The sequence below is a fragment of the Pseudomonas sp. FBCC-B545 genome (assembly GCF_059134095.1).
This window is the reverse complement of record NZ_CP101441.1, coordinates 4,302,824-4,316,115: the sequence shown is the minus strand read 5'-3', so window position 1 is coordinate 4,316,115 and position 13,292 is coordinate 4,302,824. Positions and strand designations below refer to the sequence as shown.

Genomic DNA, 13,292 nt, shown 5'->3' with positions numbered 1-13,292 from the left:
TTGAGCCCAGCAAGTTGCGCAAGCAGCAGTCACAGGTGGCGCGGCACTCATAATGAGCGCAGCGCCGAATGCGCAGTACCTAACGAAGACGGTAAAAAGCATGAATCTTCACGAGTATCAGGGTAAGCAGCTGTTCGCTGAATACGGCCTGCCAGTTTCCAAGGGCTACGCAGTAGACACCCCGGAAGCAGCAGCAGAAGCTTGCGACAAAATCGGCGGCAGTGAGTGGGTGGTCAAAGCCCAGGTCCACGCCGGTGGTCGCGGTAAAGCGGGCGGCGTCAAGCTGGTTCGCAGCAAAGAAGACGCCAAGGCCTTCGCACAGCAGTGGCTGGGCAAGCGTCTGGTGACTTACCAGACTGATGCCAATGGCCAGCCAGTCACCAAGATCCTGGTTGAATCGTGCACTGATATCGCTAAAGAGCTGTACCTGGGCGCTGTCGTTGACCGTTCGAGCCGTCGCATCGTATTCATGGCTTCCACCGAAGGTGGCGTGGACATCGAGAAGATCGCTCACGAAACCCCAGAAAAAATTCTGAAGGCCACTATCGATCCACTGGTTGGCGCCCAGCCATTCCAGGGTCGTGAACTGGCGTTCCAACTGGGTCTGGAAGGAAAGCAAGTTGCCCAGTTCGCCAAGATCTTCGTAGGTCTGGCCAAACTGTTCCAGGATCACGATCTGGCCCTGCTGGAAGTGAACCCGCTGGTGATCAAGGCTGACGGCGATCTGCACTGCCTCGACGCCAAGATCAACATCGACGCCAACGCCATGTACCGTCAGCCTAAGCTGAAGACTTTCCACGATCCGTCCCAGGACGATCCGCGCGAAGCGCACGCTGCCAAGTTCGAACTGAACTACGTAGCCCTGGAAGGTAACATCGGTTGCATGGTCAACGGTGCTGGCCTGGCCATGGGTACCATGGACATCGTCAACCTGCATGGCGGCAAGCCAGCCAACTTCCTCGACGTAGGTGGTGGCGCTACCAAAGAACGAGTTACCGAAGCGTTCAAGATCATCCTGTCCGACTCCAACGTCGCTGCAGTACTGGTCAACATCTTCGGCGGCATCGTTCGTTGCGACATGATTGCCGAAGGCATCATCGGTGCAGTGAAAGAAGTCGGCGTCAAAATCCCGGTTGTTGTGCGCCTTGAAGGTAACAACGCTGAACTGGGCGCTAAAGTACTGGCAGAAAGCGGTTTGAACATCATCGCGGCTACCAGCCTGACCGACGCTGCTCAACAAGTTGTCAAAGCTGCGGAGGGCAAGTAATGAGCGTCCTGATCAATAAAGACACCAAAGTTATCTGCCAGGGTATTACCGGTTCGCAAGGTAGTTTCCACACCCAGCAAGCCATCGAGTACGGCACCCAGATGGTTGGCGGCGTAACACCGGGCAAAGGCGGCACCGAGCACCTGGGCCTGCCAGTGTTCAACACCGTGAAAGAAGCGGTAGAAGCCACTGGCGCCACCGCCAGCGTAATCTACGTTCCAGCTCCTTTCTGCAAGGACTCGATCCTGGAAGCGGCATTCGGCGGCATCAAGCTGATCGTGTGCATCACCGAAGGCATTCCTACCCTGGACATGCTGGACGCTAAAGTTAAGTGCGACGAGCTGGGCGTAGTCCTGATCGGCCCTAACTGCCCAGGTGTGATCACCCCAGGCGAATGCAAGATCGGCATCATGCCCGGTCACATTCACTTGCCAGGTAAAGTCGGTATCGTTTCCCGTTCCGGCACCCTGACCTACGAAGCTGTGAAGCAGACCACTGACGCCGGTTTCGGTCAGTCGACTTGCGTCGGCATCGGCGGTGACCCGATCCCAGGCTCGAACTTCATCGACATCCTGAAGCTGTTCCAGGAAGACCCGAAGACCGAAGCGATCGTGATGATCGGTGAGATCGGCGGTTCGGCTGAAGAAGAAGCGGCTGCCTACATCAAGGCACACGTGACCAAGCCGGTTGTTTCCTACATCGCTGGTGTGACTGCCCCTGCGGGCAAGCGCATGGGCCATGCTGGCGCAATCATCTCTGGCGGCAAAGGCACTGCAGACGAGAAATTCGCTGCTCTGCAAGACGCAGGTGTTAAAACCGTGCGTTCGCTGGCAGACATCGGCAAGGCCCTGGCCGAGCTGACTGGTTGGGCTGTCAAGTAAGCCTCGCGCTTAGCTGACGCTTCACCACACAAAGGCCACCTTCGGGTGGCCTTTGTGCATTCTGGAGGTTGGTGAAAATTAAATGTGGGAGGGGCGCACCGCCCCTCGCACATTTTTTGTTTGTATTGCCAAGTTAAGTATGAAAACGCGACATTTGAATGTCGCTTATCGGACAGAGCGCCCCGCAACAGTGCGTTTGTCAGCCTAATTCTGTACCCTAGCCGCCTCTTTATGCGTCCGCATCCCAAAAGGAAGCTGCGCGCTGGTTACGGTCAGCCCCCATCAGGGCCGGCAGCATTTCCCTCATCCATAGGGAAGCCCTCTCTAAATTCCGATTCAGTAGTGTGGTATTTCCTCAAATGAAAGTGTTGAAAAGCCAGGATATCCTGGCGTTGGGCTTTATGACCTTTGCCCTGTTCGTGGGCGCCGGCAACATCATCTTCCCGCCTATCGTTGGCTTGCAGTCCGGGCCCCATGTCTGGATGGCGGCGCTGGGCTTTTTGATCACTGCGGTCGGTTTGCCGGTGGTCACCGTGATTGCCCTGGCCAAGGTCGGTGGTGGCATGGATGCGCTGAGCAGCCCGATCGGCAAGATCGCCGGTGGCCTGCTGGCGGCAGCGGCGTACCTGGCGGTAGGGCCGCTGTTCGCGACCCCGCGTACGGCGACGGTATCCTTTGAAGTGGGGCTTGCGCCGTTGACCGGTGAAAGTCCGTTGGCGCTGTTTCTCTACAGCTCGCTGTATTTCCTGGTGGTGTTCTTCGTCTCGCTGTATCCAGGCCGGTTGCTGGACACCGTAGGTCGTTTCCTCGCACCGCTGAAGATCGTTGCCCTGGCCATCCTCGGTATCGCCGCGTTTGCCTTGCCGGCCGGTGAAGTAGGGGTTGCCACTACGGAATACGTCGCCGCGCCGTTCTCCCAAGGGTTTATCAATGGCTACCTGACCATGGATACCCTGGGCGCCCTGGTGTTCGGCATCGTGATCGTCAACGCGATCCGCTCCCGGGGTGTCGAGTCGCCCAAGCTGATCACCCGCTACGCGATCATTGCCGGGCTGATTGCCGGCGTGGGCCTGGCGCTGGTGTACGTCAGCCTGTTCCGCCTGGGCTCGGGCAGTCATGCCGTGGCAGCTGGCGCCAGCAACGGCGCAGCGGTACTGCACGCCTATGTGCAACATACGTTCGGCTCCCTGGGCAGCGGCTTCCTCGCCGTATTGATCTCCCTGGCGTGCCTGGTCACCGCCGTGGGCCTGACCTGCGCCTGCGCCGAGTACTTCAGCAAGATCCTGCCGCTGTCCTATAAGACCCTGGTGGTGATCCTGGCGTTGTTCTCGCTGTTCGTGTCCAACCTGGGCCTGACCAAGCTGATCGCCTTCTCGATTCCGGTACTCACCGCCATTTATCCACCGTGCATCGTGCTAGTGGCGCTGAGCTTCTGTAAGGATTTCTGGCAGGAGCAGGGGCGTATCGTCGGGCCGGTGATGCTGGTGTCATTTATCTTTGGCTGCATCGACGCACTCAAGGGGGCGGGCCTGGCGGATTGGATGCCGGCGCAACTGACACACTTACCGCTGAGCGAGCAAGGCCTGGCCTGGCTGGTGCCCTCGGTGATGACCCTGGTCGTGGCAGTGGTGGTTGACCGCCTGCTCGGCAAGCGTAGCGAAGCCATCGCATAACAGTTGTTTGAGGCTGTATTGAAATGCCCCGTATCAATCGATACGGGGCATTTTTTATGAGTATGAGGTTACATATTTCTAAAGTTGTAACCCGGTAAGAGTGAAAGAGGGCTTACCCCACCTCCCGCATTTGACCGCGTTCGCCACACCCTCTCATGTAATAGGACCTGCATGTCGTTCGTTGAAACCAATCAAGCTCACCTTCTCGCCGCCCTCTGGTTTGTTCTCTGCTGGGGCGGCTATACCCGTTACGCCACCTGGAAAGCCCGTGACACCGCGTGTCTGGCCAGCGTGCTGCATCTGTACCGCGAAGACTGGATGCGCCGCATGCTATTGCGCGATAACCGCATCGCCGACGCCAGCGTGATCGGCAACCTGGAACGCAATGCCTCGTTCTTTGCCTCCAGCACCTTGATCATCCTCGCCGGTATTCTCACTGTGCTCGGCGCTTCCGAACGGGCGGTGTCGTTGCTGGCGGACATTCCCATGGTGCAGCAGGCGTCCCGCGGGATGTCGGAGATCAAATTGCTTTGCCTGGCATTGGTATTTGTCTATGCGTTTTTTACCTTCAGCTGGTGTATGCGCCAGTACAACTTTGCGGCGGTGCTGGTGGGTTCGGCGCCGATGATCGGTGAGCGACAAGTCTCGGAACAGGAGCGCAAGGCGTTCGCGTCCCGGGCGGCACGGGTGATTTCCATGGCGGCCAACCAATTCAACCTTGGGCTGCGTTCATATTATTTCGGCATGACCATGCTGGCCTGGTTTGTCAGCCCTTGGCTGTTCATGTTGATGAGCAGCGGGGTGGTCCTGGTGCTCTATCACCGAGAGTTTCATTCCGCGGTGCTGCAAGTGATGGTCTATACCCCGACCGATATGTCTGCGCCGGAGTCGGTCAAAGAGGCCGCGCTCTGATCACGCCTATGCCCGGCGCAAAATAAGCAGACAAAAAAAACCCGCTATCTAAGCGGGCTTTTTTTTGCGGAATCAGACCAGCCTATTAAGGCTTGGCAGGCTCTGCTGGTGCGGCAGGTGCAGCTTCTTTTGCGGCAGCTTCGTTAGCTTCAGCCTGAGCTTTGGCAGCATCGGCGTTTTCTTTCGCAGCGTCGTTCACTTTATCCTGTGCTTTAGTCATGTCTTGCTGAGCTTGCTCTTTATGAGCAGCAGCGTCTTGGGCTTTGTCTTCGGATTTCTTGTCGCAGGCAGCCAGGCCGAGGGCAGCGGCCAGCATCATGGAAATAGCTAATGTCTTGCGCATGGGGTGTTTCTCCTTATTGAAGATATCTACTGGCCTTTCGAGCCTAATGGGCCAGCATTAGTTCCTTTTATCCCACAGATATATATACCTTTTCGCACAGAAACTTTTTTCGGCGTTTTTAGTCCGCCGGATTCACACTAATAAGAGTCTAAAACCAATGACCGAAAACCCCTTGTTAGAGCGTGCCGCTCGCTTTGTTTCGGCGCTGCGTCACTGCCAGGTGCTGGGTGTTGCCGTGCATGCTGCCAGTGAGGAGGGCATGACCCTCGTGCTGCCTTACGGCCCGCATATCGTCGGTGATCCCCTGACCGGGGTGATCCATGGTGGCGCGCTGACTTCTTTAATGGATACGGCCTGTGGCATGGCCACCCTGTGCGTATTAGCCGAATTCGAAGTGTGCCCGACGCTGGACCTGCGCATCGACTACATGCACCCGGCCCAGCCCCATAAACCGGTCTATGGCTTTGCCCAATGCTACCGGGTCACCACTGATGTGATCTTTACCCGGGGGGTGGCCTACCAGGACGACCCGCAACAGCCCATCGCCCACGTCGTGGGCACGTTCATGCGCATGGGCAAGCGTCTCAAAGGCACGCAGGGGCTAGGCAGCACGGTCAGGGGAGAGCAGGCATGACCCATCGGTTCAAGACCCGCCTGGAGCAGGCCCTCGCTCGCGGCAATTACGACGCACTTCTGGACTTGGTGCCCTATGCCAAGCTTATCGGTGTCGAATGCACTTGGTTGGGGGATGAGCTGTTGTTTCGCCTGCCGGCCAACAAAGACAATATTGGTAACCCGATATTGCCGGCGTTGCATGGCGGGGTGATCGCCGGCTTTATGGAGCTGTCGGCGGCGATGCATCTGCTGGTGTCTACCGGCGCTCCGAGCCTGCCGAAGATTATCGACTTCTCCCTGGATTACCTGCGCGCCGGCCAGTTTCGCGACACTTATGCCAAATGCCAGGTATGGCGCCAGGGCCGCCGTGTGGCGAATGTGGCGATCACCGCCTGGCAGAGCACCCCGGCCGAACCGATTGCCACCGCCCGTGCACATTTCAAGATTGAGGATCTGGCCCGCCCTTGAAATCCTGGTCTTAGCCCCCAACTTTGATGACAACCCGCCGCCAACCCTCAAGGGCGCGGCCATTGCCATCCAATTGGAGTTTGATGACCATGAGTGTGGAAACTCAAAAGGAAACCCTGGGCTTCCAGACCGAGGTGAAGCAGCTGCTGCACCTCATGATCCATTCGCTGTATTCCAACAAGGAAATCTTCCTTCGCGAATTGATCTCGAACGCCTCTGACGCTGTCGACAAATTACGTTTCGAAGCCCTGTCCAAGCCGGAGTTGCTGGAAGGTGGCGCGGAACTGAAAATTCGCGTGAGCTACGACAAAGACGCCAAGACCGTCACCCTCGAAGACAACGGTATCGGCATGAGCCGTGAAGAGGCGGTTACCCATCTGGGTACTATCGCCAAATCCGGCACTGCGGATTTCATGAAGAACCTCTCGGGAGACCAGAAAAAAGATTCGCATCTGATCGGCCAGTTCGGCGTGGGCTTCTACTCGGCCTTCATCGTTGCCGACAAGGTCGAAGTGTTCAGCCGCCGTGCCGGGCTCGACGCCAGCGAAGGCGTGCACTGGGCTTCCAAGGGTGAGGGTGAGTTCGAAATCGCCACCATTGATAAGGCAGACCGCGGTACCCGCATCGTGCTGCACCTGAAATCCGGCGAAGACGAATTCGCCGATGGCTGGCGCCTGCGCAACATCATCAAGAAATACTCCGACCATATCGCATTGCCGATCGAATTGCCCAAGGAGCAAACCGCTGCCGAAGGCGAAGAGAAGCCGGCCGAGGAATGGGAAACCGTTAACCGTGCCAGCGCCCTGTGGACCCGTCCGCGTACCGAAATCAAGGACGAGGAATACCAGGAGTTCTACAAGCACATTGGTCACGACTACGAAAACCCGCTGAGCTGGAGCCACAACAAGGTCGAAGGCAAGCTGGAATACAGCTCGTTGCTCTACGTGCCGGCTCGTGCTCCGTTCGACCTGTACCAGCGTGAAGCACCTAAAGGCTTGAAGCTGTATGTGCAGCGCGTGTTCGTGATGGACCAGGCCGAATCCTTCCTGCCGCTGTACCTGCGCTTTATCAAAGGTGTGGTCGACTCCAACGACTTGTCGTTGAACGTGTCGCGGGAAATCCTGCAGAAAGACCCGATCATCGATTCCATGAAGTCGGCGCTGACCAAGCGTGTGCTCGACATGCTGGAAAAACTGGCGAAGAACGAACCTGAGCAATACAAGAGCTTCTGGAAGAACTTCGGCCAAGTAATGAAGGAAGGCCCGGCGGAAGACTTCGCCAACAAGGAAAAAATCGCCGGCTTGCTGCGTTTTGCTTCGACTCAAGGCAGCGATGCAGAGCAGGTCGTGTCTCTGGCCGAGTACCTGGCCCGGGCCAAGGAAGGTCAGGACAAGATCTACTACCTGACCGGCGAGAAGTACGAAGCCGTCAAGGATAGCCCGCACCTGGAGGTCTTCCGCAAGAAAGGCATCGAAGTGCTGCTGCTGACCGACCGTATCGATGAGTGGCTGATGAGCTACCTCACCGAGTTCGACGGCAAATCCTTCGTCGACGTCGCCCGTGGTGACCTGGACCTGGGTAACCTGGACTCCGAGGAAGAGAAGAAAGAAGCCGAGGAAGTCGCCAAGTCCAAAGAAGGCCTGGTTGAGCGGATCAAGGCGTCCCTGGGGGATGCGGTCAGTGAAGTACGGGTTTCCCATCGCCTGACCGACTCCCCGGCGATCCTGGCCATCGGCGAGCAGGACCTGGGCATGCAGATGCGCCAGATCCTCGAGGCCAGCGGCCAGAAAGTGCCGGATTCGAAGCCGATCTTCGAATTCAACCCGGCTCACCCGCTGATCGAGAAACTTGATGGCGAGCAGAACGAAGAGCGTTTTGGCGATCTATCGCACATTCTCTTCGACCAAGCCGCCCTGGCAGCCGGCGACAGCCTGAAAGATCCAGCCGCCTATGTGCGCCGTCTGAACAAGCTGTTGGTTGAACTGTCGGTTTAATACCCGCGTAGAAAAACCCGCTTCGGCGGGTTTTTTCGTTTTACCGCACCTCAACTGGAGAAAATGATGAGCCAAGTCACTGTACGTTCCGTGGTCTATCAGATTGATGGTCAGTCTTATGAAAGCCGCCTGGCGTTCGATGCCAGTCACAAGGCCCCCCTGCCGGGGCTGTTGATGGCGCCGAACTGGATGGGGGTGAGTGTGGGCGCCGAGGAGATCGCCAAGCGTGTCGCCAGCAAAGGCTACGTGGTGCTGATTGCCGACCTCTACGGGCAAACCGTGCGTCCGAGCAATGGCGATGAAGCCGGCGCGGCGATGATGCCACTGAAAAATGACCGCCCGCTGCTGAACAAGCGCATGCAAGCGGCCTTTGAGCAGCTGCAAGGCCAGACCGATGCGGCCGTCGATACGTCGAAGCTGGCGACCTTCGGTTTTTGCTTCGGCGGTTGCTGCTCCCTGGAGTTGGCGCGTACTGGGGCGCCGCTCAAGGCGGCGATCTCGTTCCACGGCACCCTCGACACGCCAAATCCGGCGGATGCGAATAACATCAAGGGCTCGGTGCTGGTCTTGCACGGTGCTTCCGATCCGTTGGTGCCCAAAGAACAACTGCCGGCGTTCGAAGATGAAATGAACGCGGCGGGTGTGGATTGGCAGTTGCTGAGCTACGGTGGCGCGGTGCATTCCTTCACCGACCCTGAGGCCAATGTGCCGGGCAAGATGATGTACGACGCCAAGACCGCTGCACGGGCGTTCCAGTCGATGCATAACTTGTTGGATGAAGTGTTCAAGGGCTGATTGCTCAGCCCTATCGGGGCATGGGTATCTACACATTGTGTAGCTCCCCGGTAACCACGATGCGCAGCGAGCCGCTCTTGATCTTGCTCTTGATCTGGCTTTTGATCTTAGGCGCCCCGTTAAACCACGCTGGCCGGAATTCGACATGGATTTGGGGGGTAAACCGGCAGGGATGCCGGTTTAGCCGCCCCGCGCCATGGATGGCGCGTGGCGGCGGCCTCCCAAATCCATGGCGGATTACGGGCACACCGAGCCTGGGCGAGGTGCCGAGTGGTGGGGCAAGAGCGTTTGGTTACTTTGCGCTTTTCAAAGTGACCCGCTGTAAAAGCGGAACCAATAGTGGCCGTTGCCCAAATAACGGATATGTACTCGGTCTGATCCAACATTCTGGTCGGCTGTCAGGCCGCCATCGGGGGCAAGCCCCCTCCCACACTTGAACTGTGAATACAGTCAAAAATGTGGGGGGGCGGTGCGACGATTCGACTTGCTCCCGATGACTATCTAACAGGCAATTCAATTCTTTCTGACTCCCCCGGCACCGTCGGCCAATCCCCAGCCGCCCACCGCTGCCGTGCCTGCTCGATCATCGCCGGATCGCTCGCCACGAAATTCCAGTTGATCCGCCGCGGCCCATCCAGTGGCGCGCCGCCAAACACCATCACATGGCAATCTGTTTCGGCAAACAGTGTCATCTCTTGCCCTGACGGCAATACCACCAGGCTATGCACTGCCAGCGGCTCGCCGTCGAGCTGCGCATCACCTTCCAGCACATACACCGCGCGTTGCTCATGCTCATCGGGAACCAGCAAGGTGGTAGCCACCTGCATCTGCACCTCGGCATACAGTGTCGGCGAGAGCACCGGCACCGGAGACTTGAGACAGAAGCCATCACCGGCGATCAGGCGCACCTGCACACCGAGGTTATCGCTCACCGGCAAGCTCGCCGCAGGGTGATGGCTGTAGTGGCCAGGCCCGGTCTCGTGGTCCTTGGGTGAGGCCAGCCACACTTGCAGGCCATGCAGGCTGAAACCACTGGTCTTGAGCGCTTCGGGGGTACGCTCGACATGGGCAATTGCGCTACCCGCGGTCATCCAGCTGACATCACCGGCCTGCACCACCTGGTCCGAGCCGAGGCTATCCTTGTGCTGCAAGGCGCCTTCAAACAGGTAGGTGAGGGTGGACAGGCCGATATGCGGGTGCTGGCGGATATTCATGCCCGTGCCTGGTGCATAGCGGGTCGGCAGCATATGGTCGAAAAACACAAAGGGCCCGACGCTGCGGCATTCACGGGAGGGCAGCGGGCGCAGGATCGGCTGGCCTTCGACATCTTCGGCGCGGGGGCGGATCACGGTGAGGGTGGTCATGGAGCATCCCTGTTTGAGCGGGTTGGATGCGGCTGAGCATAACCCGCTCGATGGGAAGTTGGCGCTATGCGCTGAAGGCACCTTCCGATAATTTCGTCTCGATGCTGATTTCGGCGGTGGTCATCAGCTTGTGCACCGGGCACTTGTCTGCAACGCGATGCAACTCCTCGCGCTGCTCATCGCTCAATACACCCTTGAGGGTCAATTTGACGCTGAGTTTGTATTTGCCTTTTTGCTCTTCGGCGGCGTCGTGAGTTACTTCAACGGTCACGCCGGTGAGCGGGATATCTTTCTTCTGCGCGTAGAGCCTGACCGTCAAGGCTTTGCATGACGCCAGCGCAGCATCGAAATAATCGTGGGGGGAGGGCGCCGAGTCGTCGCCACCCAGGCTCTTGGGCAGGTCGGTAAACAGCTCGTGGTTGTTGATATTGACGCTGTGACGGAAGTTTTCAGCGTTCAGTGTATTGACGGTAACAGGCATGGCGAACCTCACAAGAGGGCAGGATGAAGGTCATGCAGTTATAGAGCATGCTGGCGCCCGAGTGTTCCCGTTTTTCCGTGCTGAACCGGGATGACTGGCGCAAGGTCTACCCGTATTAGCCTAATTGAGGTGTTACCGTGCTTCGGACCCGCCTGAGTCTTGCCTTGTTGCTCGTTGCCGCCAGCCTTGCCGCGCAGGCCCGCGACTATGCCTACAGTGACGCGCACCTGCACTACGTGGATTTTTTCCAGGAAACGGCAGGCATGGACAAACTGCTCAAGGCGATGGCCGAAAACCGCATCGAGCATGTGATGATTTCCGGTATCCCCGTGGCCAAGAAATGGCACGAAGATGAGCCCAAGCGCCCGCGCTACTACGCCGGTGATGACGCCGATGCCTATTGGTACAGTGCCACTGATGTGATTGTCGCGGCAGCGGTCAATAAGCTGGCCCCCGAGCAACGCCAACACTTTCATCCGTTCCTGGCCGGCTTCAATCCCAACGACAAGAACTCCGCTGCCCATATCCAGCGAATGCTCGACCTCAACCCCGGATTGTGGCAGGGCATCGGTGAAGTGTTCACCCGCCACGACGACCTCACCGCCCTGACTTCCGGTGATACGCCCCGCGCCAACAACGAAGCGATGACGCGTATCTATCATCTGGCCGCCGAAAACGACCTGCCGGTGATGCTGCATTCCAACATTACCTCCAAGCGCGAGCGTAATCCGCTGTATCTCGCGGAAGTCGAGGAGTCGTTGCGCAACCACCCACACACACGCTTTATCTGGGCCCATGCCGGCACGAGCAAGGAAATCCACCGGCATCAGGTGCAGATGGACTTTTTGCTGCCCACCTTGAACCGCATGCTCGAGGCGTACCCCAACCTGTATATCGACCTGTCCTGGAGCATGCTCACGCCTTATCTGCTGGATGAGGCGGGTCAGCCTCGGCCGGAGTGGGTAAAACTGGTGGAGCGCTTTCCAGAGCGCTTTATGCTGGGGTCTGATGTGGTCGGGCGTTTCAATAAGCTGGGCAAGGAAATGCGCCGCTTCGACCCGTTTCTCGATGCGTTGCCCGAGGACGTGGCCCGCAAGGTGGCGCGGGATAATTTCCTGGCGATACTGCCCAAGTCGCCTCGCAATGGCGTCACACCCTGATAGTGCGTTTGTTGCCTTGACCGGTGCGAAGCAGGCGCCTCGGTCTTTGCGTTCACCCATAAAAAAGCCCCGAACCAGTCGGGGCTTTTTCAGGTGACTTGGCCTGCGGGGCTTACTTGCCCTGCCAGCGTTTCAGTACCAGGGTGGCGTTGGTGCCACCGAAGCCGAAGCTGTTGCTCATCACAGTGTCGATCTTAGCGTTTTCTACGGTCTTGGTCAGGATCGGCATGTCGGCAACGACCGGGTCGATCTCTTCGATGTTGGCCGAGCCGGCCATGAAGTTGCCTTCCATCATCAGCAGGCAGTAGATCGCTTCGTGAACGCCGGCAGCGCCCAGGGAGTGACCGGACAGGCTCTTGGTGGAGCTGATGGCCGGCGCCTTGTCGCCGAATACCGCACGTACGCCTTCCATTTCCTTGGCGTCACCGACCGGAGTCGAGGTGCCGTGGGTATTCAGGTAGTCGATTGGGGTATCCACGGTGGCCATGGCCATCTGCATGCAGCGGATGGCACCTTCGCCGCTTGGTGCAACCATGTCGTAGCCGTCGGACGTTGCGCCGTAGCCAACGATTTCCGCATAGATCTTTGCGCCACGGGCCAGGGCGTGTTCCAGCTCCTCGACCACCACCATGCCGCCACCGCCGGCGATGACGAAACCGTCACGCTTGGCGTCGTAGGCACGGGAGGCTTTTTCCGGGGTTTCGTTGTACTGGGTGGACAGTGCGCCCATGGCGTCGAACAGGAACGACTGGCTCCAATGTTCTTCTTCACCGCCGCCAGCGAATACGATGTCCTGCTTGCCCAGCTGGATCTGCTCAACGGCAGTACCAATGCAGTGGGCACTGGTGGCGCACGCGGAGGAGATCGAGTAGTTCACGCCCTTGATCTGGAATGGCGTGGCCAGGCAGGCGGAAACGGTGCTGCCCATGGTCCGCGTGACACGGTAAGGGCCAACGCGTTTCACGCCTTTTTCGCGCAGGATGTCCAGCGCTTCCATCTGGTTGAGGGTCGATGCGCCGCCGGAGCCGGCGATCAGGCCGGTACGTACGTTCGACACCTGGTCTTCGCTCAGGCCGGAATCGGCGATCGCGTCTTTCATGGCCAGGTAGGCGTAGGCGGCAGCGTGGCCGACGAAGCGATAGATCTTGCGATCGATCAGCTCTTCGAGGGGCAGGTCGATGGAGCCGGAAACCTGGCTACGCAGACCCATTTCGGCATATTCCGGGTTGAAGCGGATGCCAGGGCGACTTGCACGCAGGTTAGCGGTGACGGTCTCTTTGTCATTGCCCAGGCAAGAAACGATGCCCAGACCAGTGATAACGACGCGGCGCATGCGGAT

13 protein-coding genes are annotated in these 13,292 nt (G+C 58.5%); 9 read left to right on the top strand and 4 right to left on the bottom strand.

All coding sequences use genetic code 11. From position 1 onward, the window contains the following. The first annotated feature begins 100 nt into the window (after nucleotides 1-100). The 4 genes from sucC (at nucleotide 101) to NMB39_RS19920 (ending at nucleotide 4,733) form a co-directional block, all read left to right on the top strand. Nucleotides 101-1,267, top strand: a complete 1,167-nt coding sequence (sucC, locus tag NMB39_RS19935) for an ADP-forming succinate--CoA ligase subunit beta (RefSeq protein WP_003190011.1) — start codon at nucleotides 101-103, stop codon at nucleotides 1,265-1,267. Further along, on the top strand, nucleotides 1,267-2,148 hold the full coding sequence (gene sucD / locus NMB39_RS19930; protein WP_003190013.1) for a succinate--CoA ligase subunit alpha: 882 nt from the start codon (nucleotides 1,267-1,269) through the stop codon (nucleotides 2,146-2,148). Before sucC ends, sucD begins: the two co-directional genes overlap by 1 nt. Before the next feature lie 359 nt (nucleotides 2,149-2,507). Then, nucleotides 2,508-3,821, top strand: coding sequence for a branched-chain amino acid transport system II carrier protein (gene brnQ, locus NMB39_RS19925; RefSeq protein ID WP_494340178.1), 1,314 nt, complete (start codon nucleotides 2,508-2,510; stop codon nucleotides 3,819-3,821). A gap of 171 nt (nucleotides 3,822-3,992) precedes the next feature. Then, nucleotides 3,993-4,733, top strand: coding sequence for a DUF599 domain-containing protein (locus tag NMB39_RS19920; RefSeq protein ID WP_057022231.1), 741 nt, complete (start codon nucleotides 3,993-3,995; stop codon nucleotides 4,731-4,733). An 85-nt stretch (nucleotides 4,734-4,818) separates the two neighbouring features. On the opposite strand, the gene NMB39_RS19915 is transcribed toward NMB39_RS19920, so the two are convergent. Beyond that, a complete protein-coding gene (locus NMB39_RS19915; protein WP_057025734.1) occupies nucleotides 4,819-5,076 on the bottom strand; it encodes a hypothetical protein in 258 nt (85 codons plus the stop codon). A 157-nt stretch (nucleotides 5,077-5,233) separates the two neighbouring features. Between NMB39_RS19915 and NMB39_RS19910 the strand changes: the two genes are divergently transcribed. The 4 genes from NMB39_RS19910 (at nucleotide 5,234) to NMB39_RS19895 (ending at nucleotide 8,948) form a co-directional block, all read left to right on the top strand. Then, entirely contained in the window at nucleotides 5,234-5,710 is a 477-nt protein-coding gene (locus NMB39_RS19910; protein ID WP_057014096.1) for a PaaI family thioesterase, read from the top strand. Further along, a complete protein-coding gene (locus NMB39_RS19905) occupies nucleotides 5,707-6,159 on the top strand; it encodes a PaaI family thioesterase (protein WP_057025733.1) in 453 nt (150 codons plus the stop codon). The genes NMB39_RS19910 and NMB39_RS19905 overlap by 4 nt, the downstream gene beginning before the upstream one ends. Nucleotides 6,160-6,248: 89 nt before the next feature. Further along, nucleotides 6,249-8,153, top strand: coding sequence for a molecular chaperone HtpG (gene htpG / locus NMB39_RS19900; protein WP_367236897.1), 1,905 nt, complete (start codon nucleotides 6,249-6,251; stop codon nucleotides 8,151-8,153). 66 nt (nucleotides 8,154-8,219) lie between these two features. After that, entirely contained in the window at nucleotides 8,220-8,948 is a 729-nt protein-coding gene (locus tag NMB39_RS19895; RefSeq protein ID WP_306957503.1) for a dienelactone hydrolase family protein, read from the top strand. A gap of 497 nt (nucleotides 8,949-9,445) precedes the next feature. On the opposite strand, the gene NMB39_RS19890 is transcribed toward NMB39_RS19895, so the two are convergent. Next, nucleotides 9,446-10,312 carry a pirin family protein gene (locus tag NMB39_RS19890; RefSeq protein WP_494340179.1) on the bottom strand — a complete coding sequence of 289 codons (867 nt, stop codon included), beginning with the start codon at nucleotides 10,310-10,312 and terminating at the stop codon, nucleotides 9,446-9,448. A gap of 64 nt (nucleotides 10,313-10,376) precedes the next feature. Beyond that, the gene (locus tag NMB39_RS19885) at nucleotides 10,377-10,793 is read right to left on the bottom strand and encodes an OsmC family protein (protein WP_043051254.1); all 417 of its coding nucleotides are present in this window, start codon (nucleotides 10,791-10,793) and stop codon (nucleotides 10,377-10,379) included. Nucleotides 10,794-10,930: 137 nt separating this feature from the next. Between NMB39_RS19885 and NMB39_RS19880 the strand changes: the two genes are divergently transcribed. Next, the gene (locus tag NMB39_RS19880; RefSeq protein ID WP_057025730.1) at nucleotides 10,931-11,953 is read left to right on the top strand and encodes an amidohydrolase family protein; all 1,023 of its coding nucleotides are present in this window, start codon (nucleotides 10,931-10,933) and stop codon (nucleotides 11,951-11,953) included. A gap of 112 nt (nucleotides 11,954-12,065) precedes the next feature. Here NMB39_RS19880 and fabB read toward each other — a convergent pair whose 3' ends face one another. Continuing rightward, nucleotides 12,066-13,286 (bottom strand): beta-ketoacyl-ACP synthase I, encoded by a 1,221-nt coding sequence (gene fabB / locus NMB39_RS19875; protein ID WP_057025729.1) that lies wholly within the window; start codon nucleotides 13,284-13,286, stop codon nucleotides 12,066-12,068. Nucleotides 13,287-13,292: the final 6 nt, after the last annotated feature.